The sequence below is a fragment of the Streptomyces sp. BR1 genome, from assembly GCF_052373795.1.
Lineage (GTDB): Bacteria > Actinomycetota > Actinomycetes > Streptomycetales > Streptomycetaceae > Streptomyces.
Genome location: NZ_CM126252.1, coordinates 5,405,415 through 5,428,622 on the forward strand (window position 1 = coordinate 5,405,415; position 23,208 = coordinate 5,428,622).

A 23,208-nucleotide genomic window follows, 5' to 3' on the forward strand; every position below is an offset into this window, starting at 1 on the left:
GCGGCACGCTCCGCGGGGTTTGCGGTATTCGGCTGCGGACCGTGGGTGGCTGGTCGCGCCGTTCCCCGCGCCCCTTGATGGGCCGTCTTTTGTCTGCGGACCGTGCTGGGCTGGTCGCGCCGTTCCCCGCGCCCCTGAAGGGCGCTTCACCTCAGCCCGTTGCCTTCAACTCGCTGAATTCCACTCGGGCGTCCTCCGTGTACGCCCCCACCGCCCCCCGCAGATACGGGCGTTCTATGTCGGTGAAGTCCGCCAGGCCCGCCGTGTTCACCGCTACCTGGAGGCGGGCGCCGTGCTGGGCCACCGCCACCGAGTACCACTTGCCGACCGGGAACGGCTGTTGGCCCGTTGCCAGGAAGCGCTGGCCGCCGGGGTAGGCGGGGTCGCGCTTGCCCAGTTCCCAGCCGTTGGGCTTCAGAGTGATGTAGTAGAAGTGCTCCGGGTCGGTGTACCCCCAGACCAGCCAGGCCACTTCCCAGCTGTTGGGCGCCGGGGTGCGCAGCTGTTTCACCGTGCGCATCCTGGCCTCGTAACGGACATCGCCGTACGAGGCCAGGCTCACCACCAGGCCCGCGTGCGTCGTACCGGGGTCGGTGGCCTGCTCCGGGGCGAGCTGGAGACCCTTGTCGTGACCGGAGTTGACGCCGTGGCCGTTGAAGACGGACTGCCACTGGCCGTGCGCGGTGCCGTCGGCCCACGGTTCCTGCTGCCCGGAGCCGTTGCCGCCGGCGCACTGGCTGAGCCCGAAGGCACCGGCCGCGAGCAGCGCGGCGGCCAGTGCCAGGGCGAGGGCTCTGCGCCGCCGGCTCCCGGGTTCGCCCGGCATCACCGGGCGCCGAAGACGCGGAGCTGTCGTCATGCCGTCGAGTATGGACCCGGTTCCGCGGAGATGGCCGGGACATCGGCGGCGAAGTCCTCGGCGAGCTGGGTGAGGATCCGCTCGGTCGCCCGGCCGTCGCCGAACGGGTTGCCCGCGCTCGCCATCCGCTCGTACGTGTCCGGGTCGTCAAGGAGCGCGGCCGTGGCGGCCACGATGGCGTCCGGGTCGGTGCCCACGAGCCGGGCGGCCCCGGCCTCCACGGCCTCCGGGCGCTCGGTCGTGGTGCGCAGGACGAGGGCGGGCTTGCCGAGGCTGGGGGCCTCCTCCTGGATGCCGCCGGAGTCGGTCAGGACCAGGTCGCAGCCCGCGAGCGTGGCCGTGAAGTCCGGGTAGTCCAGCGGCTCCACCAGGTTGATGCCCTCCTGGCGGGCCAGTGGCAGCAGCGCGTCCCGGACCGCCGGGCTCTTGTGCAGCGGCAGCACGATCTCCACGTCGCCGCGCTCCGCGAGCCGGCACAGCGCCCGGCCCATGCCGCGCATCCGTTCGCCCTGGTTCTCCCGGCGGTGCAGGGTGACGAGGACGCGTCGGCGGGAGGTGCGGAAGGCGCAGCTGCCGAGCCCTTCGGCCAGCACCCACTGGAGGTTGTCGACGACGGTGTTGCCGGTGGTGAGGATCTGCTCGGCCGCGATGCCCTCGGCGGCGAGGTGGTTCGCGGCGCGTTCGGTGGGGGCGAAGTGCCAGCGGGCCATGCGCCCGATCAGGCAGCGGTTCAACTCCTCGGGGAAGGGGTTGTCCGCGACGCCCGTGCGCAGCCCGGCCTCGACATGGGCGACGGGGATCCGTTCGTAGAACGCGCAGAGCGCACCCGCGAGCGCGGTCGTCGTGTCCCCCTGCACCACGACGACATCGGGCCGTTGCGCCCGCAGCAGAGTGCCGAGACCTTTCACCAGACGGGCCGTCAGATCCGAGAGCTGCTGACGGGTGCGCATCACGTCGAGCGTGAAGCCGACCTCGACGCGGAGCAGATCGAGCATCTGGTGGAGCATCTCGCGGTGCTGGCCGGTGGTCACCACGACCGGCTCGAACTGCGGGTCGCTCTCCAACGCCCGTGCGAGCGGCGCCAGTTTGATCGCCTCGGGCCGGGTGCCGAGGACGAGCATGGCGCGAACGGGCGCGTTGGACTCAAATGTGGACACAAGTCCCCCCTAGGACATGGTCGGACAGGAGCTGAGAGGAAGAAGAGGGCGTGCGGGGGCGCGGAGCGGCGGCCCCCGCCGCCGGTCGGGGCAGACCGCTACTTCACGTACGGGCGGTCTTGAGCCAGGTGCGCTTGCCGGTCACCATCCGCCACAGCCCCATCCAGCCCGCGGCGAACCAGATGTAGCCGTAGACGACGAAGACATGGGCGATCAGCACCGATCGCACGATGCCGAGCTCGCGCTCGCGTTTCGCGTACACGAGTCCGTACGCGTACGCGGCCGTGAAGGAGAGCAGATACGGGCCGAGCAGCCACATCGGTGAGACCAGCGCCCGGCCCGTCTCGACGGAGGCGAGGACGGTGCCGCCGACGGCCACCAGGAAGGAGAGCGGCAGCAGCGAGGTGAGCAGGATGAGCACCGGGCTGGAGAGGTGGTAGAGCAGATCGAGCGCGGCCCGGTTGGTCGGGACCTCCCGCAGGATGAGCGGGACGAGTCCGGCGGACTGCAAGTGGCCCTGGAACCAGCGGGATCGCTGCCGGACCAGGCGCCTGACGTCGAGCACGGCCTGCTGGGAGACCGAGGCCGAGGTGCAGTGCTGGGTGTTCCACCCCTTCGCGATCAGCCGCACCCCGAGGTCCAGGTCCTCGGTGAGGCTGTCGCTCCAGGGGCCGCCGGGGCCAAGGGTGTTGAGCGCGGAGAGCCGCATGAACTGGCCGTTGCCGCCCATGCCGACGCTTCCGATGAAGCGCCGCGCGCTCTGGAAGACATCGCCGTAGACGACGAACTCCATGTCCTGGAGCCGGGCCAGGAGCCCCTTGCCTCGGTTGTACATCCGTACGCAGATCTGGGTGGCGCCCGTGCGGGGGTCGTCGAAGAACGGGTCGACGGACTGGACCACATGGGCGTCCAGCCGGCCGTCCGCGTCGACGACACAGAGGATGACGTCGTCCGGGTCGTGCCCCGCCAGGAGGCCGGACTCGGTCAGGTAGCGCACGCCGTCGTTGAGCGCGGCGCCTTTGCCGCGGCGTGCGTCGGGCAGTTCGCGCCGGTGCAGCCGGACCCGGTCGCCCGCGGCGAGCGCGATCTCGGACGTACGGTCGTCCGAGGCGTCGTCGATGACCAGGGCCAGGAAATTCCCGGCCGGGAGTTCGGTGATCCGTGCCAGGCTCTCCGCCAGCACCCGCTCTTCGTTGAGACAGGCGAGGAGGAATATGTAGAGCCGTTCTTTGCGCGGCCCTTTCCGGCGGGGCGCCCTGCGCCTGGAGAGAAGAAAGAGACCGGTGTTGTAGCAGCCCGCCATCAGGATGATGGAAATGCTCGACCACAGGAGCAGGTCAACGATCATATCTGCCCCTGGTCGCCGGGGTGCGGTAGCGCTTTCCTCGTGATGCGCCGACGCATTCGAATTCTGATCGATATGAGGATGCAGGCGGTGAGGCAGTAGAGAACGAAGCCCGCGCCCGCGATGGCCTGCAGAGCTTTGGCCAAAGGTAGGCCGGGTATCGCCTCTGGTGCCGCTGCCATGCCCGCTAAAGGCAGCACTGTGCCCAGGGCAGGCTTTCCATACATGGGTTCCCCCCCATTTTCCCGCACACGTCTCCGCATGCGGTGGCGAACGTAGCAGATCCAACTGTGGGCGCGAGGGGCGAAGCGGGAACTTCATAGGAGCGCGTTGGAGCGTGTCACATAAAGCTGTGAATGACCCGGACTCTATTGACAGCCTTTACAGCCGGGCTGAAGAATCGTGGGTCTCATTCGACCAAGATCCCTGGCCAAGGATTCCGGCCTGGGCTCGCGGTCTGCCATTGAATGGCAAGTGGCAAGAGGGGGGAAAGAAAACATGAAATCCTTGAGAAGAACGTCCCAAGGGCGCCGTCGGGGCCGACGCCCGCTCTCCGTGGTGTTCCTGCTGATCGCCGCCCTGCTCGGCACCGCGATCGCGGCCTCCGCCGCGTCCGCTCCGCCGCCGCCCGGCGCGCCGAGCCTCGCACCGCTCGCGAGCCTCAACAAGGCAAGTCTCACCGGCTGGGCACAGACCCAGCTCGCCAAGGACCGGGCACGCCGCGCGGCGCCGCGCGGCCCGCTCTCCCCGGTGACCGGGCTCCTGGGCACGGTGACCTCGACCGTCAGCAATCTCCTCGCCCAGGCGCCCAGTTCCACGTCCACCCTGGTGCTCTACGACACCACGGGCCCCTACGGTTACCTCGGTGAGCTGTACGCGATGGCGGCCGCGAACCTCAGCGGCCACTTCGGCACCGTCACCGCCAAGCCCGTCCAGCAGTACACCTCGGGCATGCTCGGCCAGTACACGGCGGCGGTCTACCTCGGCTCCACGTACTACGGCGGCGATCTGCCGGACGCCGTGCCGGCCGCCTTCTACCAGGACGTTCAGGCCAGCACCAAGCCGGTGACCTGGGTCGGGGACAACATCTGGAACATGGGGAACGCCGTCGGCGTACCGCAGTTCACCCAGAAGTACGGCTGGGACCCGACCACGTCCTACTTCGCGGACTCCACCGGCTCCATCGGCAACGTCACCCAGGTCACCTACGGCGGCCAGGCCCTGACCCGGAAGATCCCGGCCGGCCAGGACGGCGGCATCCTGCGCCCGAACGTCCTCACCGGAGCCGGATATCCGCCGGTCACCACGGTCGCCACCGCGCTGGACTCGGCGAGCGGGGCGACCTTCCCATGGGCCGTGCGCTCGGCGAACCTCACCTATGTGGGGGAAATCCCGTTCAGCTACGTCTCCGAGAGCGACCGCGTGATCGCCTTCGAGGACATGCTCTTCGACGCCCTCGCCCCGGGCACCGCCACCCAGCACCGGGCGATGATGCGCCTGGAGGACATCAGCCCCGACTCCGACCCCACCCAGCTGCGGTCGATGGCGGACTACCTCTACTCGCAGCACATCCCGTACGGCATCAACGTCATCCCGGTCTACACCGACCCCAACGGCGTCTACAACGGCGGCACCCCGCAGACCGAGACGCTGGCGCAGAAGCCGCAGGTGGTCTCGGCGCTGAAGTACATGCTGTCGCACGGCGCGGTGCTCCAGGAGCACGGCTACACGCACCAGTACAGCAACGTCGACAACCCGTACACCGGGGTGACGGGCGACGACTTCGAGTTCTACCGGGCGCACATCGACTCGGCGAACAACGTCGTGTACGACGGCCCGGTGGCCGAGGACTCCACCGCCTGGGCGCAGTCCCGGGTCACCGCGGGGCTCGCCGCGTTCGCGGCGGCCGGACTTCCGCGCCCCCAGCTGTGGACCACGCCGCACTACGCCGCATCGGCCGCCGACTACCGCGTTTTCGGCCAGAACTACTCGGCGCGGCTGGAACGTTCGCTGTACTTCGCCGGGACACTGAGCGGTGGTACGGCGGACCCGAACCGGTTCATCGGCCAGTTCTTCCCGTACGTCGTCAACGATGTGTACGGGACGAAGGTGCTTCCCGAGAACCTGGGGAACTATGAACCCGTGGCACTCAACAACCATCCGCCGCGGCTCCCCGCGGACCTCATCGCGTCGGCCAAGGCGAACCTCGCGGTCCGGGACGGCTTCGCGAGCTTCTTCTACCACCCCTACTATCCGCTCCAGCCGCTGAAGGACACGATCGACGGCATCAAGGCCCTCGGTTACACCTTCGTCAGCCCCGCGGCGCTGTGATCAGGACCGGGAAGAAGGCGGTCGCGGCTCTCGCCGCGGCCGCCGCTCTGGTGCTCTCGGGCTGCTCGGGCGACGGCGGCGGTTCGGACACGGGCCCCAGCCGGTCCGGTCCGAACCCGAGCGGGTCCGGCGGCGACGACGGGCGGGTACGCGGGATGACCCTGCCGTCCTGGTCGACGGAGGACTACGGCAGTCCGCGCGCCCCGGCGTATCTGCGGGACATCGCGAGCACCGGCGCGCGCTGGGTCGTTTTCACGCCAACTTGGTACCAGCGGACCACCAAGGACTCCGAGCAGCGTCCCACCGAGGAGACCGCGAGCGACGCGAGCCTGCGCCACATCACGGACCTGGCGCACAAGGCCGGGCTCAAGGTCATGCTCAAGCCGCATGTCGACCTGGTGGACGGCACGGACAGGGCGGAGATCCGCCCCACCGACCGGACGGCCTGGTTCGCCTCGTACGAGAAGTTCATCACCCACTACGCGACCCTCGCGCAGGACGCGGGCATCGAGCGCTTCTCGGTGGGCACGGAACTGGCGGGCGTATCAGGTGACTTGGACCCTTGGCGCAAGGTGATCACCGCAGTGCGCTCCCACTACGAACAACCCCTCACCTACGCGGCCAACTACGACGAGTACGCCAAGATCCCGTTCTGGCAGGAGCTCGACGTGATCGGCATCGACGCGTACTGGCCGCTCGCCTCCAAGGCGACCACGGACGCGGCGGCGCTGAGCCGCGCCTGGCAGCCGATCGTGGGGGAGCTGGCCGCGTTCTCGGGCCGTCAGCACCGCAAGATCCTCTTCACCGAGGCGGGCTACACCAGCCAGCGCGGCACCGCCACGGCCCCGTACTCCTGGACGGTCAGCAAGAAGGAGGGCACGGACGAACAGGCCGCCGCCTACCGGGCGTTGCTCGACACGTTCGCGGGCCGCGACTGGTGGGCCGGGGTGTGCTGGTGGATGTGGGACGACTGGCCGGACAGCGGCGAGACCCCGGCCAAGCTCGCCTACACCCCGCACGGCAAGCCGGCCGAGCAGGTGCTGAGGGAGCGGTGGACCAAGACTATTGACTAAAAGTCAAACACCCTCCACTCTCGGGACCGGGCCGCTGCCGCTCGAAGTCACCGCGCGAAGTCACCGGGAGGTTCCGTGAGCACGGAAGCGCTGTCACGACTGGGTACGGAGCTGGGGGCGCCGCCGCCGGAGGGTGTGCGGGGGCTGGCGGACGATCAAGTCACGGTTCTGGCCGACGCCTTGAGGGCCGAGCGGGAGGCCCGGGCGGCCGGTCTCGGCGAGGCGGCCGAGGAAGCACTGAAACTCGTCCCCGCCCTCGCCCGGGGCCCCGTCCGCCGCATCCTCTTCAAGTGAGCGGGGGAGAGCCCATGGACAAGCTGTCGACCCGCGCCGAGACCGAGAAGATCGCGCGCCTGCTCGGCCGGGACCCGGGCGAGTTCGCGTTCCTGGCGCAGCTCCCCGCCGAGGACGTACGGCGGCTGCGCGAGCAGACCGTCGCCGCGCTCTACGACAACGCGCCCGAGATGCTCGACCGGATCGCCCGGGCCACCAAACTCGTGCCGGCCGGGGTCGCCGCGGCCATCTCGCAGAAGGCGCTCGGACCGCGTCTGGCCGCGGCCGTCGCGGGCAGGCTGGAACCGTCCCGCGCCGCCGACATCATCGACAAGCTGCCCGTCGCCTTCACGGCCGAGTCCTGCGCGCACCTGGACCCGCGCCGCATCGCCGGGATCGTCGCGAACCTGGACGAGGGCCTGCTGGTCCGCGTCTCGGTGGCCCTGGCGGAACGCGGCGACCACCTCACGATGGGCCGTTTCGTGGGCCATCTGCGCGATTCCGTACTGATACGGGTCCTGCCGCAGGTGAGCGACGAAGTGGTGCTGAGGACGGGTTACGCGATGGACGCACCCGAACGCCTCCCGCACATCATCGAGTTGATGGGAGACGACCGCCTGGAGAAGGTCGTGGCGTCGGCGGCGGACGGACTGTGGCCGCAGGCGCTGGCGATCGCGTCGGCGGTCACGGGCGAGCAGCGCACCCGAATAGCGACCCTCGCCGCGCGCAGGCCACCGGCCCAACTGGACGGTCTCGTACGGACGGTGGCCGAGCAGGATCTGTGGGAGTCGCTGCTGCCGGTGGTGGCGGTACTGTCGGACGAGGACCGCAGGACGGTCGCGGTCCTGCCCGCACTGCGCGACCCCGAGGTACTGGCAGGAGTGGTCCCGGCGGTGGTGGCGACCGCACTCTGGCCGGAGTTCCTCCCCCTGTTCGACCTCCTCCCCGAGGAGTCCCGCAAGACGGTGGCGGACGCGGCGGGCGGGCTGCCCGACGCGGACCTGGACGCGCTGGCCCGAGAGGTGGACAAACGGGACCTGTGGGAACTGGTGCTGCCGCTGGTGGAGTTGATGGACGACGGGGCGAAGGAGCGGATCTTTATGTTGCCGGCGTTCCAGGACAGGGCGGGGTAGGCGGTCCGACAGGGCCGCAGCCCGGGGCTAGGCTCACTGTTTCGCCGGGCGATGATCCGACTGGTCCGGCGGTCCGGTCCCGGGTTCGCGAAACGGAGGCGTGCGTCATGGCCGCCCTTTCCCTTCACAAGGTGACCGAGCGTGCGCCCGCGCTCGTCTCGCTGTACAAGACGGCCGCCGTCTCGCTGGAGAAGCACGGCCTCGCCGGGGAGGAGGCGGCGGTCTACCTGGTGCTCGACCACTCGGGCTCGATGCGCCCGTACTACAAGAACGGCACCGTGCAGGCCCTCGCCGACCGGGTGCTCGGCCTCTCCGCGCACCTGGACGACGACGGCCGCGTGCCCGTCTTCCTCTTCTCCACGGACATCGACGCCCAGGGCGAGATCGCGCTGGAGAACCACCACGGGCGGATCGAGTGCATCGTGGCGGACCTCGGCCACATGGGGCGCACCAACTACCACGTGGCGATGGACGCGGTCATAGACCACTACGTGGACAGCGGTGCCACCGCGCCCGCGCTCGTGATCTTCCAGACCGACGGCGGCCCGACCAGCAAGCTCGCGGCCGAGCGGTACGTCTGCAAGGCGGCGCAGCTGCCGATGTTCTGGCAGTTCATCGGCTTCGGCGACCCGGACAGCAGCCAGTTCGCGTTCCTGCGCAGGCTGGACGAGCTGGCGGTGCCGGAGCGGCGACCCGTCGACAACGCGGGGTTCTTCCACGCGGGCGCCGATCCGCGCCGGGTGGGCGACGCGGAGCTCTACGACCGGCTCGTGGGCGAGTTCCCGCAGTGGCTACGGGCGGCACGGGCGCGCGGAATCGTCGACTAGCCGTCGTTGTCAGTGGTGTGCGCTTAGCTGGAGGCATGGGATCACAGACATCGAGCTGGGCCGAGTTCGAGGCGGCCGAGCCGCTTTTCGCCGAGACCGTACGTACGCGCTTCCGCCTGTACAAGCATCATGTCCTCGCCACGCTGCGGGCCGACGGCAGTCCCCGGGTCACCGGCCTGGAGGTCGAGATCCGCTCCGGCGAACTGTGGCTCGGCATGATGCCGAACTCCCGCAAGGCCCTCGACCTGCGCCGCGACCCCCGCTTCGCGGTCCAGGCGAACCCGGGCCCGGACGCGGAGATGGCCGACGGGGACGTCCGCGTCAGCGGCCGGGCCATCGAGATCACCGACCCGGCCGCGCTGGCCCGCTTCGTGGAAGCGGTCAAACCCCCGGAGCCGTTCCTCCTGTTCCGCGCGGAACTGACGGAGGTGGTCCACACGAGCATCGAGAACGAGGAGGTGGTACTGCGCGCTTGGCGCCCGGGCGCGGCACTGCGCACGATCCGCCGAGGAGGCGGCACGGAGCCGCCTCGGGAGGACGCGTAGCGCTCCGCGGGGTGCGGGTCTTTGTCTGCGGGCCGTCGATGGCTGGTCGCGCAGTTCCCCGCGCCCCTTATCGGGCCATCGGTCGTCTGCGGACCGTGCTGGGCTTGTCGCGCAGTTCCCCGCGCCCCTGGAAGCGAGGCGCCACGCTGCTTGAACGCCAGGTGCCGCGCCCCTTTAGGGGCGCGGGGAACTGCGCGAGAACCACGCATGGTCCGCACCTGAGAGGCGGCCCATTAAGGGGCGCGGGGAACTGCGCGACCAGCCACGCACGGCCCGCAGGCGAAAGCGCACTCATCGCACGTGGTGCGCCAGCACGTCGGCTCGGCATGCCCCACCAGACCCCCACGCATCCCGCAACGGCCGAGCCTTACGCAACCACAGCGACAGGTCGAGCTCCTCGGTGTACCCCACGGCACCGTGGAGCTGAAGCGCGGAACGGGCGGCCAAGTACACCGCAGACCCCGCCGCCACCTTCGCGGCCGCGACATCAGCGGGGGAGAGAGTAACCGCCGCCCCATAGAGCAGCGGCCGCGCGAACTCGACGGCCACGAGCGTGTCCGCAAGCCGATGCTTCACCGCCTGGAAGGATCCGATCGGCACCCCGAACTGCGTCCGCGCCTTCACGTACGCGACCGTACGCCGCAACAACTCCTCCGCCACCCCCACCGCCTGCGCGGCAGCCGCGAGCCGACCCCACAACACGGCGTGCCGAACGGCATCCGCCAACCGAGGCCCGGAGGCGAGGAGTTCACCACCGGGCAAAGGCCGTGCGAGCCGCCGAGCCGGATCGGCGGACGCCCGAACGGGCCCGTGCCCCGGCGCGACCCGCAGCTCAGGAACGCCCGCGTCGGCCACCAACACCACCCCCGCCGCATCCGCATCCACCACATACGCCCCACCCCCCGGCAGGGAAACCGTGCCCATCACCTTCCCCGAGACAAGCCCCGGCAACAGCCGCTCGGCAGGCCCCGCGTCACCCAGCTCGGCAAGGCGAGCCAGCAGCGCGGCCGCCCCCACCGTCTCCACCAAAGGCCCGGGCACGGCATGCCGCCCCAACTCCACGTACGCGACGACCAGTTCCACCGGAAGCGGGCCGACCCCGTCGTACAGCGACGGCGCTGCCAGCCCGAACACCCCCGCGTCGGCCAGTCGTGCCCACAGTGCACGCCCCGGCCCGTGGTCCCCGGCGGACCACGCACGTACGATCGCCGGAGTATCCGAAGCCGCCAGCATCGCATCCAGCGACCGGGCGAACTCGCGCTGCTCGGAGGTCAGCAGGAACCTCATCACCGGCGCCCCTTCGGAAGGCCCAGCAGCCGCTCGGCGACGATGTCCCGCTGGATCTCGTTCGTCCCGGCGTAAATCGGCCCCGCCAGCGCGAACACATACCCCTCGGCCCACCCGCCCCCGTCCTCCGCCAACTCCCCATCCTCACCCAGCAGTTCAAGCGCCGTCTCATGCAGCGCGATGTCGTACTCCGACCAGAACAGCTTGTTGAGGCTGGCCTCCGCGCCGATCCGCTCGCCCGCCGCGAAACGGGACGCGTTGGCGTGGGTGAAGAGCTGGTAGGCGCGGGCGCCGATGAGCGCGTCCGCCACCCGGTCCCGTACGCCCGGATCCGAGCCGTGCGCCCGCCACAGCCGTACGAGCCGGTCGGCGGCGGCCAGAAAGCGGCCGGGGGAGCGGAGCATGAGACCGCGTTCGTTGCCCGTGGTCGACATGGCGATGCGCCAGCCGTCGCCGGGCTCCCCGATCACGTCCTCGTCCGGCACGAACACCTCGTCCAGGAACAGCTCCGCGAAGGCGGGCTTGCCGTCGAGACGGGAGATCGGGCGGACCGTCACGCCGGGGGCGGAGAGGTCCACCATCAGATACGTCAGGCCATGGTGGGGCCGGGGCGCCGCCGGGTCGGTACGGAAGATCCCGAACGCGCGGTCGGCGAACGCGGCCCGCGACGACCAGGTCTTCTGCCCCGACAGCAGCCAGCCCCCGTCCGTCCGCACCGCCCGCGACCGCAGTGACGCCAGGTCGGACCCGGCCTCCGGCTCCGACCAGGCCTGCGCCCAGACCACCGCGCCGCTCGCCATGTCCGGCAGCACCCGCGCGCGCTGCTCGGGCGTCCCGTGGTCGAACAGCGTCGGCGCGAGCAGATTGATGCCGTTCTGGCCGACCCGGCCGGGCGCGCCCGCCGCGTAGTACTCCTCCTCGAACGCCAGCCACCCGAAGATGTCGACGCCCCGGCCCCCGTATTGCTCGGGCCACGAGACGACCGACCAGCGGTCGGCGTACAGCTCGGCCTCCCACACCCGGTGCGCCGCGAAGCCCTCCTCGGTCTCCAGTGACGGCAGCGGCTCGGCCGGAACGTGCGCGGCGAGCCACTCCCGCGCCTCGGCGCGGAAGGCGTCCTCCTCGGCGGTGTGGTCCAGGTCCATGAAGTGCCTCGCCCCTCCGCCGAACGACCGGGTTCCCTAACAAGTGTTTGGTAGGTTAGCCTGCCGTCGTGACCGACAACAAGGTTCGGAACCAGGTTCCGTACGTACCCGGGCACGGCCTCCTCGACGGCCGCAGCGCCGTGGTCACCGCCGCCGCCGGGGCCGGGATCGGCGGCGCGACCGCCCGCAGATTCCTGGAGGAGGGCGCGCGGGTACTGCTCGGCGACGCGCACGCCCGCCGCCTCAAGGAGACCGAGGAGGCCCTCGCGGGAGAGTTCGGCGCGGATGTCGTCGCCTCGCTGACCTGCGATGTCACCGACGAGACGCAGGTACGCGCCCTGTTCGACGAGGCCGTACGGCTGCACGGCCGCCTCGACATCGTCGTCAACAACGCGGGCCTGGGCGGCACTGCGGAGCTCGTGGACATGAGCGACGAGCAGTGGGACCGCGTCCTCGACGTCACCCTCAACGGCACCTTCCGGTGCACCAGGGCGGCCCTGCGCGCGTTCCGCGACTCCGGCCACGGCGGCGTGATCGTCAACAACGCGTCCGTCGTCGGCTGGCGCGCCCAGGCCGGGCAGGCCCACTACGCCGCCGCCAAGGCGGGCGTCATGGCGCTCACCCGCTGTGCGGCGATCGAAGCGGCCGCGTACGGAGTACGGGTCAACGCGGTCTCGCCGTCGCTCGCCATGCACCCCCACCTCGCGAAGGTCACCACCGCCGAACTCCTGGCGGAGCTGACCGCCAGGGAGGCGTTCGGGCGGTACGCCGAGCCGTGGGAGGTGGCGAACGTCATCGTCTTCCTGGCCGGCGATTACTCCTCGTACATGACGGGGGAAGTCGTCTCGGTCAGCAGCCAGCATTCGTAGCGCCGCCCAGGACCACAATGGACCCGTGCCGAAGAACAAGAAGCAGCAGGTGACCGCCTCGCCCGAGCGGCGCGGGGAACTCCTCGCGACCGCGGCCGAGGTGTTCGCGGCCCAGGGCTACAACGCCACCACCGTCCGCCGGATCGCGGACGAGGCCGGCATGCTCGCGGGCAGCCTCTACTACCACTTCGATTCCAAGGAATCGATGCTCGACGAGATCCTCTCCACCTTCCTGACCGAGCTCTGGGAGGGGTACGACGCGGTGCTCGCCGCCGGGCTCGGGCCCCGGGAGACCATCGAAGCCCTGGTCACCGAGTCGTTCCGGGAGATCGACCGGCATCGGGCGGCCGTCGCGATCTACCAGAAGGAGTCCCGCCACCTCGCTGTCCAGCCCCGCTTCGGCTACCTCGCCGACTCGCAGCGCAAATTCGAGCAGGCGTGGCTGGGGACGCTGGAGCGCGGGGTCGAGACGAAGGCGTTCCGGGCGGACCTGGACGTCCGGCTCACTTATCGGTTCGTACGGGACACGGTGTGGGTGGCCGCGTCCTGGTACCGGCCGGGCGGTCAGCACAGCCCGGAGGAAATCGCCCGCCAGTATCTGTCGATGGTGCTGGACGGAATCGCCGTACGCGAATAACTCACCTATTGCTCAAGGGAGTTGGGATGTCCGAGGCCTATATCGTCGAAGCGGTGCGTACGCCCGTCGGGCGGCGCGAGGGCGGGCTCTCGGCCGTCCATCCGGCGGATCTGGGGGCGCATGTGCTCACCGCGCTCGTGCGGCGTTCCGGAATCGATCCGGCCGCCGTCGAGGATGTCGTCTTCGGCTGCCTCGACGCGGTCGGGCCGCAGGCCGGGGACATTGCGCGGACGGCGTGGCTGGCGGCCGGGCTGCCGCAGGAGGTGCCGGGCGTCACCGTCGACCGCCAGTGCGGCTCCTCCCAGCAGGCCGTGCACTTCGCCGCCCAGGCGGTCCTCTCCGGCACCCAGGACCTGGTGGTCGCGGGCGGCGTCCAGAACATGTCGATGATCCCGATCGCCTACGCGTCCCGGCAGGCGGCGGTGCCGCTGGGCCTGACCGAGGGCCCGTTCGCGGGCTCCGAGGGCTGGCGGGCGCGGTACGGGAGGCAGCCGGTCGACCAGTTCCACGGCGCCGAGCTGATCGCGCACAAGTGGCGGATCAGCCGCCGCGACCAGGAGGAATTCGCGCTCGGCTCGCACCGGCGGGCGCTCCGCGCGATCGACGAGGGCCGCTTCGCGCGCGAGACCGTGCCATACGGAGGCGTATCCGTGGACGAGGGCCCGCGCCGCGATACGGACCTGGAGAAGATGGCGGCGCTCAAGCCGGTCGTCGACGGCGGGACGATCACGGCCGCCTGCTCCTCCCAGGTCTCGGACGGCGCGGCCGCGCTGCTGCTCGCGAGCGAGCGGGCGGTACGGGAGCACGGGCTGACCCCGCGCGCCCGCATCCACCACCTCTCCGTACGTGGCGAGGACCCCATCCGGATGCTCTCGGCCCCGATACCGGCGACCGCGTACGCCCTGAAGAAGACGGGTCTGACGATCGACGCGATCGACCTGGTCGAGATCAACGAGGCGTTCGCGCCGGTGGTGCTCGCCTGGCTGAAGGAGACCGGCGCCGACCCGGCGAAGGTCAACGTCAACGGCGGGGCCATCGCGCTCGGCCACCCGCTGGGCGCCACCGGGGTCAAGCTGATGACGACCCTGCTGCACGAGCTGGAGCGCACCGGCGGCCGGTACGGCCTCCAGACGATGTGCGAGGGCGGCGGACAGGCGAACGTGACGATCATCGAGCGGCTGTAGGCCGCCCCGGCCGGGGAGTGGCGCGGCCCACACCGCCTGCCCTGGCCAGGGCGGAGCGGTGTGGTAAAGTTTTCCCCGTTGCAGTTTTGGTACCCATAGACTTTATGTGCGCCTGACGGGAATGTTCCTTCAGGCGCATTAATTCTTTTCCGGCTTTCTCCGGATGGGGCCCCTACCTATTCAGGAGAATGACATGGCTACTGGCACCGTGAAGTGGTTCAACTCGGAAAAGGGCTTCGGCTTCATCGAGCAGGACGGCGGCGGCCCGGACGTCTTCGCCCACTACTCGAACATCGCCTCCTCCGGCTTCCGTGAGCTCCTTGAGGGCCAGAAGGTCTCCTTCGAGGTCACGCAGGGCCAGAAGGGCCTGCAGGCGGAGAACATCATCCCCGCCTGATCTTCGGCGAATTCCGCTAGCCGGGACCCGCACCGCGCAGGTGCGGGTCCCGGCTTGCGTGCTGTCCGTCCCCCGGCCCCGGAAGGCACCCTCCGTATGACGCGCATGACCTCCCGCAAGCGCCCCAGCTCCAGCTCCAGCAAGCCCGCCGCGAAGCCCGCGCGCGGCCGGACCGTACAGCCGCAGGGTGAATTCACGCTGCCGGAGACCGTCACGCCCGCGCTGCCCGCCGTGGCCGCCTTCGCGGACCTCGACATGCCCGCGGCGCTGCTCAAGACGCTCGCGGCACAGGGGGTCACCGAGCCCTTCCCGATCCAGGCCGCCACCCTGCCGAACTCGCTGGCGGGCCGCGACATCCTGGGCCGGGGCCGCACCGGCTCGGGCAAGACGCTCGCCTTCGGACTCGCCCTCCTGGCCCGTACGGCCGGACACCGCGCCGAGCCGAAGGCGCCGCTGGCGCTGGTGCTCGTGCCGACGCGCGAGCTCGCGCAGCAGGTCACCGACGCGCTCACGCCGTACGCCACCGCCGTCAACCTGCGTCTGACCACCGTCGTCGGCGGTCTCTCCCTCACCAAGCAGGCCAACGCGCTGCGACGCGGCGCCGAGGTGCTCGTGGCCACGCCCGGCCGCCTCAAGGACCTCATAGAGCGCGGCGACTGCGTGCTCGGCCAGGTGCGTACGACGGTGCTCGACGAGGCCGACCAGATGGCCGACATGGGCTTCATGCCGCAGGTCACGGCGCTGCTGAAGCAGGTCGAGCCGGGCGGCCAGCGGATGCTGTTCTCGGCGACCCTGGACAAGAACATCGACCGCCTGGTGCGGATGTTCCTCACCGACCCGGTCGTCCACTCCGTGGACCCGTCGGCGGGCGCGGTCACGACGATGGAACACCACGTCCTCTACATCCAGGACGAGACCGACAAGAAGGCCGTCACCGCGCGCATCGCGGCGCGCGACGGCCGGGTGATCATGTTCCTGGACACCAAGCGTTCGGTGGACCGGCTGGTCAAGCGGCTGCTCGCGAGCGGTGTACGCGCGGCGGGCCTGCACGGCGGCCGCTCCCAGCCGCAGCGCAACCGCACGCTTGAGCAGTTCAAGAACGGCCAGGTCACCGCGCTGATCGCGACGAACGTCGCGGCGCGCGGCATCCACGTCGACGACCTCGACCTCGTGGTCAACGTCGACCCGCCGACGGACCACAAGGACTACCTGCACCGAGGCGGCCGCACGGCCCGCGCGGGCGAGTCGGGCAGCGTCGTCACCCTGGTCCTGCCGGAGCAGAAGCGCGAGATGTCCCGCCTCATGTCCTTCGCGGGGATCCGTCCGCAGACGGCGGCGGTCAAGTCGAGCGACGAGGAACTGGTACGTGTGACGGGCGCGCGCGAGCCGTCCGGCGTCCCGGTCGTCATCGAGGTCCCGCCCCAGCCGACCCCGTCGACGGGCCGCACCCGCAGCCGCGGCTCCCGCTCGGGCGGCTCCCGCACCTCCGGCGCCCGGACGTCGGGCGGCACGGGTGGTGCGCGCACGTCGGGCGGTACCGGTGGTGCCCGCACGTCCAATGGCACCGGTGGTGCCCGCACCCAGGCCGGCGGCCGCGCGGGCCAGGGCGGTGCGCCCAGGCGTGGCGGCCGTCCGCAGGGCGGCGGGGGTCGTCGCAGCGCGACGGCGTAACGCCGGGGCCTTTTCCCCACCCCGCCCCTTCTCGAAAGCCCTTGGCGGGCAGCCGAGTTCGTCGGCTGCGGGCCGGTGGGGGCTTGTCGCGCAGTTCCCCGCGCCCCTAAGGAGGGCCCGAAGGGCCCATCAAGGGGCGCGGGGCTGTGACATGTGCGGCTCCGCCGCGTGGGCGCGAGCAACCCAGCACGATCCGCAGACAAAGGGGGTCCGGGGGCGCAGCCCCCGGGAGGCCACCTTCACCCCCACCCACCCCCGGAGGGTTCAGGGAAGGGGCGGGGTGGGGAGCAAATCCGTCAGGATCGACGTCGCTTCCCCCATCACCCGCCCCACCAGCTCCTCCACGCTAGGCAGATCCGAGATCACCCCCGCCACCTGGCCCGACGCCATCACGCCGGACTCCGGACGGCCGTCCACCATCGACGCCTTCAGCAGCATCGGGACATTCGCAGCCAGCAGCACCTGACTCCACGTCAAGTCCTTGCCGTGGCGCAGGGCGAGGCCGTCGCGGAGCATTTGGGGCCAGGTCAGCCCGGAGATGCGGCGGAACGCCGACGCGTGGCGAACGGAGCGGGTCAACGCCCGTACGCGCCCCGCCCGTTCCAGCGAGGCCACGAACTCCGTGCGGAGCATGCGGTGCGGCAGGCCGTCCACCGCACGCGTCACCGTCACATCCCCCACCCCCGCCGCCAGATACCGCGCCTTCACCGCGTCCGGCACCGGAGAGTCGGAGGTCAGCAGGAAACGCGTGCCCATCGCGACCCCCGCCGCCCCGTACGCCAGCGCCGCCACCAGACCGCGCCCGTCGCAGAAGCCGCCGGCCGCGATCACCGGGATGTCCACCGCGTCCACCACCTGCGGCAGCAGGACCGTCGTCGCCACCTCGCCGGTGTGGCCGCCGCCCTCCCCGCCCTGCACGATCACCGCGTCCGCGCCCCACGCCGCGACCTTCTCGGCGTGCCGCCGCGCCCCGACGGACGGCACGACCACCACCCCCGCGTCCTTGAGCTCGGCGATCAGCTCGCGCGAGGGGGCGAGGGCGAAGGACGCCACCCGTACCCCCTCCTCCACGATGATCCGCACCCGCTCCCGCGCATCCCCCGCGTCCGCCCGCAGATTGACCCCGAACGGCGCGTCCGTACGGGACTTGACCTCCCGTACCGCCGCCCGCAGCGCGTCCGTGGTCATCGTCGCCGAGGCCAGGATCCCCAGCGCCCCCGCCTCGGCCGTGGCGGTCACCAGCCGGGGCCCGGCCACCCAGCCCATGCCTGTCTGCACGATCGGGTGCCGCACCCCGACGAGCGCCGTCAACGCCGTCTCCATCAGGCGGACCGGACCTCTCGCTCACGATGCCCCGACGGGTCGATCACCTCTCGTATGCAGTGCAGCTCCTCGGGAGTCGGATCACGCGTGTACGGGACTTCGGCGTCGACCACCAACTCGAAGCCCGTCGCCGACCGCACCTCCTCCACCGTCACCCCCGGATGCAGCGACGCCAGCCGCATCGAGCGGTCCGGCGTCGCGAAGTCGAAGACGCCCAGGTCGCTCACGACCCGGGGAATGCGGTGGTAGCGCGCCCCGGCGGCGGCCGCGCGGTCGTAGCCCACGCCGCACACCATGTCGACCGCCGGGACGAACACCCGGGGTGAGTGCCTGGGGATCCAGTAACTCACCGGGTTGTTCAGGGTGTTGACCGGAGCTCCGCGCACCCCCAGCAGCTGGCGCGTCGGGGTCGCCCAGTCGCCGATGCAGGAGATGTTCTGGTTGCCGAAGCGGTCGATCTGGCTCGCGCCCATCATCACGTGCCGGCGGCCGCCGGTGACCATGGTCAGATGACGGCGGTACGGGAGCCAGCCCTCCGCCGCCCCGTCCGCCCCCACCAGCGTCGCCTCGCCGTCCGTGAGCAGCAGGTCCGGGGCGAAGGTGCGCCGGGCGAGACGCGCGCCCAGCGACGGGATCAGGCCCATCGGGCTGGCCAGCACCTCGCCGTCGCCCCGCCAGGCCTCGGCGCACGCGATCACGCAGTACTCGGCGCGGGTGATCACCGGACCTCCTCGTGCCAGGCCTGGACGGCCGACTGATAGCTCTTCTCGTCCGGCCCCGACAGGAACCGCGCCGCGAACTCCGCCCACGGCGTCGTCGCGTACAGCTTCTGGAACGGCTCGTCCCGCTCGTAGTCCGGCGCGCAGGACGTGAAGTGCGCCCCGTGGGGCGCCTCCACCACACCTGTGACCGAGTGGCGCCCGACCAGGAGGGTCTGGGGGACCGCGTCCGCGAAGCCGCCCGCGTCCACCAGACGCTCGCAGGAGACGTACGCCGCCTCCGCCGCCTCGCAGAACAGGTCGTCGAAGTACGGGTCCGGGCCCAGGTACTGCGCGTTGCCCAGGCGGTCCGCGCGGTTCAGATGGACCAGGGCCGCGTCCAGGCGCAGCGCGGGCATCGCGACGAACGTCTCGCCGTCCTCGTACGGTGAAGTGACCGTGCGCAGCGTGGGGTTGACCCGCATGACGTCCGAGCCGAGCCCTGCCCGTACGGGCAGGAACGGCAGCCGGTTGGCGGCCGCGTGCAGCCCCCACATGAACATCGCCTCGTCGATCTCCATCAGCTCGAACGCGCCCGCCTCGCGCGCCGCGCGGAAGTGCGGTTCGAGGGGGATCGAGTCGAGGGTCGCGAAGGGGGCGACCAGCTTGCGGACGCGTCCGGCGGCGGCGAGCAGCCCGACGTCCGGACCGCCGTACGAGACGACGGTCAGGTCGGTGATGGAAGACCGCAGGATCGCTCTGACCAGCGCCATCGGCTTGCGGCGCGAGCCCCAGCCGCCGATGCCGACGGTCATGCCGCTGCGCAGCCGTGCCGCCACCTCGTCGGGCGTCATGGTCTTGTCGGTCATGCCTGATCCGCTCCTTCCCCGCCGCCGAAGTCGGCGCGGAGCCGGTCCGCGATCCCGCTGAGGTTGGCCTCGAAGGTGAAGCCCTGCTCGTAGCGGTAGCTGCGGTGTACGTCGACGGGGTCGATGCCGTTGATGGCGGCCTTCGCCAGCCGGATGAGCGTGCCGTCCTTGCGGGCGATCTCCCGCGCCAACTCCAGGGCTGCGGAGGGGAGGTCGGTGCGCTCGACGACCCTCCAGACCGAGCCGTGCGCGTGCAGCTCCCGGGCCGTGACCGTCCGCGAGGTGTAGTAGAGCGCGCGCATCAGATGCTGGGGGACGAGCCGGGCGAGATGGGTCGCGGCGCCGAGCGCGCCCCGGTCCAGCTCGGGCAGTCCGAACGTGGCGTCCTCCGAGGCGACCACCGCGTCCGCGTTGCCGACCAGGCCGATGCCGCCGCCGAGGCAGTACCCCTGCACCGCCGCGACGACCGGCACCTCGCACTCGTACACCGCCGAGAACGCCTCGTAGCAGCCCCGGTTGGCGCCGATGAGCGCGCTGTGGCCCCGGTCGCGGCGCAGCTCCTTGATGTCGACCCCGGCGTTGAAGCCGCGCCCCTCGGCGGCCAGGACGACACAGCGGACGCCGGGGTCGCGCCCGGCGGCGCGTACGGCGTCGGCCAGTTCGTACCAGCCCTTCACCGGCAGCGCGTTGACGGGCGGGAAGTCGACCGTGACGACGGAAATCCCCTTTTCGGGGGCGGTGGTGGAGACACCCATGAGCGGATCAGCTACCTTTCCACCAAACATTTGTTAGGTAGGGAAGGTAGCAGCGGATGGAGCTGGCCGGGAAGGCTGCGGTCGTCACCGGGGGCACCCGGGGCGTCGGCGCGGGCATCGCACGGGCGCTCCTCGCGGCGGGCGCCGACGTCGTGGTCTGTGCCCGGCGCCCACCGGACCGGCCGGTCCAAGTGGCGGGCCGCGAGGCCGAGTTCCGCCCGGTCGACCTGCGCGATGGCGAGGCGGTACGGGAGTTCTTCGACGCGGTCGCGACGGCGTACGGGCACCTCGACCTCCTCGTCAACAACGCGGGCGGCACGCCGTACCGGCTGCTCGCGGAAGGCCGAGGCGAGTCCGACGCCGAGCGCCACGCGCGCGTGATCGCCCTCAACCTCACCGCACCGCTGACCGCTACCCTCGCCGCGTACCCGTACCTGCGTACGTCAGGCGGCTCGGTCGTCATGATCGGCAGCGTCAGCGGTACGCGCCCCTCGCCCGGGACCGCCGCGTACGGCGCAGCCAAGGCCGGGGTGGAGAGCCTGGCCCGCTCGATGGCGGTGGAGTGGGCGCCCGAAGTGCGGGTCAACACCCTGGTCCTGGGCATGGTCCGCACCGAGCTCGCGCATCTCCACTACGGGGACGCACAGGGGGTTGCTGCCGTGGAGCGGACCGTGCCGCTCGGGCGACTGGCCGAGCCCTCCGACGTGGGCGCCGCAGCCGTCTTCCTCGCCTCCGACGCGGCCTCGTACATCACCGGCGCCTCCCTCCTGGTCCACGGCGGGGGAGAACGCCCGGCGTTCTTGGACGCGGCAACGGTCAACACATCGGAAAACACAGGGAGTTGAGATGACTTCTGGCATGAGTGCGGGCCGGGTCGTGGCCGTGACCGGCGCAGGGCGGGGTCTCGGCCGCGCCCACGCCCTGGCGTTCGCGGCCGAAGGCGCGAAGGTCGTCGTCAACGACCTCGGCGTCGGCCTCGACGGCACCCCCGGCTCCGACAGCCCCGCCCAGCACGTGGCCGACGAGATCCGGGCGGCGGGCGGCGAGGCGGTCGCGCACGGCGGGGACATCGCGACGGCGAAGGGCGCGGCCTCACTGGTCGAGGCGGCGCTCGACACCTTCGGCCGACTGGACACGCTCGTCAACAACGCGGGTTTCCTGCGGGACCGGATGCTGGTGAACCTCGACGAGGACGACTGGGACGCGGTGATGCGCGTCCACCTCAAGGGCCACTTCCTGCCGCTGCGGGAGGCGGCCGCGTACTGGCGTACGGAGTCGAAGGCGGGGCGACGGCCGGTGGCCCGGGTCGTCAACACCACGTCCGGCGCCGGGCTTTTGGGGAGCGTCGGGCAGGGCAACTACGCGGCCGCCAAGGCCGGGATCGTCGGTCTGACCCTGGTCGCGGCGGCCGAACTCGCCCGCTACGGCGTCCAGGTCAACGCGATCGCCCCGGCGGCACGCACCCGTATGACGGAACGTGCCTTCGCCGATCTCGCGGCCGAACCCGAGGATGTGGCGCCCCTGGTGGTCTGGCTCGGCTCGGCCGCGAGCGACGGTGTCACGGGCCGCGTCTTCGAGGCCGAGGCGGGCCGGATCACCGTGATGGAGGGCTGGCGTCCGGGCCCGACGGCGGACAGGGGTGCCCGTAGGACCCCGGCGGAGGCGGGCGCGACGGCACGCGAACTGCTGGAGCGGGCGCAGGCGCCGGGGGCTGTGTACGGGGCGGGGTGAAGGGGAGACCGGGGACGGTTCGCGGCGGAGAGGGTGGCCGGGTTACGACGTCAGCCGGGTCGCGGCCTCCCGTTGCAGCGTGCTCGTACCGGCCAGGAACCGTACGACGCTCTTCAGCTCGTCCGTCGTGAACTCGTCGCAGAACAGCGCCATTTCGCTGGACCAGTCCGCGAAGAACCGCTTCAGACCGGCCACGTTCTCCCGGCGGATCTCGATGAGTACGCGGCGCTTGTCGGTGGGATGCTTGGCGCGGCGTACGAAGCCCTTGGTCTCCAGGCGGTCGACGAGACCGGTGACGGAGGCGGGGGCGAGGCCGGTGTGCTGGCAGAGGTCCTTGGCGGTGAGCGGGCCGAACCGTTCGAGCAGATCGAGCGTCTTGCTCTCCGAGGCGCCGAGGCCTTGCTTTCCGGCGACGGCGGTGTGGAACATCACCGTGACGCCGCTGTGTTCGCGCGCCACGCTCAGAAGGTCTTCGACCGCCTTGGCGCGGTCAGTGCCGTTGCTGTCGTCCATGCGGGGGAGAGTAGCAACTCCTTAGTTTGCTGAAACGAAAGAATGGCTAAATTATCCCCCTTGTGACAAATAGCGGTGGACGCCTCCGTTACGCCAGGGTGCCGCAGGTTAACTCGTGGGAAATTCAATGATTTTGGCGTTGACTAACCCCGCTCTACGCGCGTCATCATGTGACGCATGAGTAACCCCCCACGCATAACCAAGCGTCTCGCCACGCTCGGCGGCGTCGCCGCCCTCGCCGCGACCCTCCTCGTCGGCCCGTCCGCGCTGACGGCCACCGCGTCCACCCAGTCGACCGGCAGCATCTGCTACGGGGCCCTGCCCTCGCAGGCGCACGACACGCTCGACCTGATCGCGCAGGGCGGCCCGTTCCCGTACTCGCAGGACGGGGTGGTCTTCACCAACCGCGAGCACGTCCTGCCGTCGGAGTCGAGCGGCTACTACCACGAGTACACCGTCGTGACGCCCGGCGCTCCGACGCGCGGCGCCCGCCGCGTCGTCACCGGTGAGCAGGACAACGAGGACTACTACACCTCGGACCACTACGCGACCTTCAACCTGATCGACTTCGGCTGCTGAGCCGCAG

24 protein-coding genes are annotated in these 23,208 nt (G+C 70.9%); 14 read left to right on the forward strand and 10 right to left on the reverse strand.

What is annotated here, in order from left to right; translation table 11 throughout:
• Positions 1 to 151 precede the first annotated feature (151 nt).
• From ACT1U9_RS23555 to ACT1U9_RS23565, 3 genes are all read right to left on the reverse strand, one after another.
• Complete coding sequence (locus ACT1U9_RS23555) at positions 152 to 859, reverse strand: calcium-binding protein (RefSeq protein WP_444534653.1); 708 nt, start codon at positions 857 to 859, stop codon at positions 152 to 154.
• A complete protein-coding gene (wecB, locus tag ACT1U9_RS23560; protein WP_444534654.1) occupies positions 856 to 2,016 on the reverse strand; it encodes a non-hydrolyzing UDP-N-acetylglucosamine 2-epimerase in 1,161 nt (386 codons plus the stop codon). Before wecB ends, ACT1U9_RS23555 begins: the two co-directional genes overlap by 4 nt.
• Positions 2,017 to 2,119: 103 nt before the next feature.
• Positions 2,120 to 3,364: a glycosyltransferase family 2 protein gene (locus ACT1U9_RS23565; RefSeq protein ID WP_444534655.1), complete on the reverse strand. Its 1,245-nt coding sequence runs from the start codon at positions 3,362 to 3,364 to the stop codon at positions 2,120 to 2,122.
• A gap of 504 nt (positions 3,365 to 3,868) precedes the next feature.
• Here ACT1U9_RS23565 and ACT1U9_RS23570 point away from each other — a divergent pair.
• The 6 genes from ACT1U9_RS23570 (at position 3,869) to ACT1U9_RS23595 (ending at position 9,543) form a co-directional block, all read left to right on the forward strand.
• Positions 3,869 to 5,692, forward strand: coding sequence for a DUF2334 domain-containing protein (locus ACT1U9_RS23570; RefSeq protein ID WP_444534656.1), 1,824 nt, complete (start codon positions 3,869 to 3,871; stop codon positions 5,690 to 5,692).
• Positions 5,689 to 6,765: a glycoside hydrolase family 113 gene (locus ACT1U9_RS23575; RefSeq protein WP_444534657.1), complete on the forward strand. Its 1,077-nt coding sequence runs from the start codon at positions 5,689 to 5,691 to the stop codon at positions 6,763 to 6,765. The genes ACT1U9_RS23570 and ACT1U9_RS23575 overlap by 4 nt, the downstream gene beginning before the upstream one ends.
• A gap of 75 nt (positions 6,766 to 6,840) precedes the next feature.
• Entirely contained in the window at positions 6,841 to 7,059 is a 219-nt protein-coding gene (locus ACT1U9_RS23580) for a hypothetical protein (RefSeq protein WP_444534658.1), read from the forward strand.
• Positions 7,060 to 7,073: 14 nt separating this feature from the next.
• Positions 7,074 to 8,171 (forward strand): hypothetical protein, encoded by a 1,098-nt coding sequence (locus ACT1U9_RS23585; protein ID WP_444534659.1) that lies wholly within the window; start codon positions 7,074 to 7,076, stop codon positions 8,169 to 8,171.
• A gap of 107 nt (positions 8,172 to 8,278) precedes the next feature.
• Positions 8,279 to 8,998, forward strand: coding sequence for a vWA domain-containing protein (locus ACT1U9_RS23590; protein ID WP_444534660.1), 720 nt, complete (start codon positions 8,279 to 8,281; stop codon positions 8,996 to 8,998).
• Positions 8,999 to 9,033: 35 nt separating this feature from the next.
• Complete coding sequence (locus ACT1U9_RS23595; RefSeq protein WP_444534661.1) at positions 9,034 to 9,543, forward strand: pyridoxamine 5'-phosphate oxidase family protein; 510 nt, start codon at positions 9,034 to 9,036, stop codon at positions 9,541 to 9,543.
• Positions 9,544 to 9,834: 291 nt separating this feature from the next.
• On the opposite strand, the gene ACT1U9_RS23600 is transcribed toward ACT1U9_RS23595, so the two are convergent.
• Both ACT1U9_RS23600 and ACT1U9_RS23605 read right to left on the reverse strand, forming a co-directional pair.
• Entirely contained in the window at positions 9,835 to 10,830 is a 996-nt protein-coding gene (locus tag ACT1U9_RS23600; RefSeq protein ID WP_444534662.1) for an acyl-CoA dehydrogenase family protein, read from the reverse strand.
• Positions 10,830 to 11,975, reverse strand: coding sequence for an acyl-CoA dehydrogenase family protein (locus ACT1U9_RS23605; RefSeq protein ID WP_444534663.1), 1,146 nt, complete (start codon positions 11,973 to 11,975; stop codon positions 10,830 to 10,832). Before ACT1U9_RS23605 ends, ACT1U9_RS23600 begins: the two co-directional genes overlap by 1 nt.
• Positions 11,976 to 12,043: 68 nt before the next feature.
• On the opposite strand from ACT1U9_RS23605, the gene ACT1U9_RS23610 reads away from it, so the two are divergent.
• From ACT1U9_RS23610 to ACT1U9_RS23630, 5 genes are all read left to right on the forward strand, one after another.
• Complete coding sequence (locus ACT1U9_RS23610) at positions 12,044 to 12,844, forward strand: SDR family oxidoreductase (RefSeq protein ID WP_444534664.1); 801 nt, start codon at positions 12,044 to 12,046, stop codon at positions 12,842 to 12,844.
• A gap of 25 nt (positions 12,845 to 12,869) precedes the next feature.
• A complete protein-coding gene (locus ACT1U9_RS23615) occupies positions 12,870 to 13,481 on the forward strand; it encodes a TetR/AcrR family transcriptional regulator (protein WP_444534665.1) in 612 nt (203 codons plus the stop codon).
• 26 nt (positions 13,482 to 13,507) lie between these two features.
• Positions 13,508 to 14,665, forward strand: coding sequence for an acetyl-CoA C-acetyltransferase (locus ACT1U9_RS23620; protein WP_444534666.1), 1,158 nt, complete (start codon positions 13,508 to 13,510; stop codon positions 14,663 to 14,665).
• A gap of 193 nt (positions 14,666 to 14,858) precedes the next feature.
• On the forward strand, positions 14,859 to 15,062 hold the full coding sequence (locus ACT1U9_RS23625) for a cold-shock protein (RefSeq protein ID WP_030794464.1): 204 nt from the start codon (positions 14,859 to 14,861) through the stop codon (positions 15,060 to 15,062).
• Between the two features lie 96 nt (positions 15,063 to 15,158).
• The gene (locus tag ACT1U9_RS23630) at positions 15,159 to 16,733 is read left to right on the forward strand and encodes a DEAD/DEAH box helicase (protein WP_444534667.1); all 1,575 of its coding nucleotides are present in this window, start codon (positions 15,159 to 15,161) and stop codon (positions 16,731 to 16,733) included.
• 264 nt (positions 16,734 to 16,997) lie between these two features.
• Here ACT1U9_RS23630 and ACT1U9_RS23635 read toward each other — a convergent pair whose 3' ends face one another.
• From ACT1U9_RS23635 to ACT1U9_RS23650, 4 genes are read right to left on the reverse strand one after another with little or no spacing between them, the layout of a single operon-like run.
• The gene (locus tag ACT1U9_RS23635; RefSeq protein ID WP_444534668.1) at positions 16,998 to 18,056 is read right to left on the reverse strand and encodes an NAD(P)H-dependent flavin oxidoreductase; all 1,059 of its coding nucleotides are present in this window, start codon (positions 18,054 to 18,056) and stop codon (positions 16,998 to 17,000) included.
• A complete protein-coding gene (locus ACT1U9_RS23640) occupies positions 18,056 to 18,778 on the reverse strand; it encodes a CoA-transferase subunit beta (RefSeq protein WP_444534669.1) in 723 nt (240 codons plus the stop codon). The genes ACT1U9_RS23635 and ACT1U9_RS23640 overlap by 1 nt, the downstream gene beginning before the upstream one ends.
• On the reverse strand, positions 18,775 to 19,623 hold the full coding sequence (locus tag ACT1U9_RS23645; RefSeq protein WP_444534670.1) for a CoA transferase subunit A: 849 nt from the start codon (positions 19,621 to 19,623) through the stop codon (positions 18,775 to 18,777). The genes ACT1U9_RS23640 and ACT1U9_RS23645 overlap by 4 nt, the downstream gene beginning before the upstream one ends.
• A complete protein-coding gene (locus tag ACT1U9_RS23650) occupies positions 19,620 to 20,378 on the reverse strand; it encodes an enoyl-CoA hydratase family protein (protein ID WP_444534671.1) in 759 nt (252 codons plus the stop codon). Before ACT1U9_RS23650 ends, ACT1U9_RS23645 begins: the two co-directional genes overlap by 4 nt.
• 56 nt (positions 20,379 to 20,434) lie before the next feature.
• Here ACT1U9_RS23650 and ACT1U9_RS23655 point away from each other — a divergent pair, with 56 nt between their 5' ends.
• Together ACT1U9_RS23655 and ACT1U9_RS23660 are read left to right on the forward strand one after the other, a co-directional pair.
• Positions 20,435 to 21,223 (forward strand): SDR family oxidoreductase, encoded by a 789-nt coding sequence (locus ACT1U9_RS23655; RefSeq protein WP_444534672.1) that lies wholly within the window; start codon positions 20,435 to 20,437, stop codon positions 21,221 to 21,223.
• 1 nt (position 21,224) lies between these two features.
• Positions 21,225 to 22,109, forward strand: a complete 885-nt coding sequence (locus ACT1U9_RS23660) for an SDR family oxidoreductase (RefSeq protein WP_444534673.1) — start codon at positions 21,225 to 21,227, stop codon at positions 22,107 to 22,109.
• Between the two features lie 42 nt (positions 22,110 to 22,151).
• Here ACT1U9_RS23660 and ACT1U9_RS23665 read toward each other — a convergent pair whose 3' ends face one another.
• Complete coding sequence (locus tag ACT1U9_RS23665; protein ID WP_444534674.1) at positions 22,152 to 22,622, reverse strand: MarR family winged helix-turn-helix transcriptional regulator; 471 nt, start codon at positions 22,620 to 22,622, stop codon at positions 22,152 to 22,154.
• 177 nt (positions 22,623 to 22,799) lie between these two features.
• Here ACT1U9_RS23665 and ACT1U9_RS23670 point away from each other — a divergent pair, with 177 nt between their 5' ends.
• Positions 22,800 to 23,201 carry a ribonuclease domain-containing protein gene (locus ACT1U9_RS23670; protein WP_444534675.1) on the forward strand — a complete coding sequence of 134 codons (402 nt, stop codon included), beginning with the start codon at positions 22,800 to 22,802 and terminating at the stop codon, positions 23,199 to 23,201.
• Positions 23,202 to 23,208 lie beyond the last annotated feature (7 nt).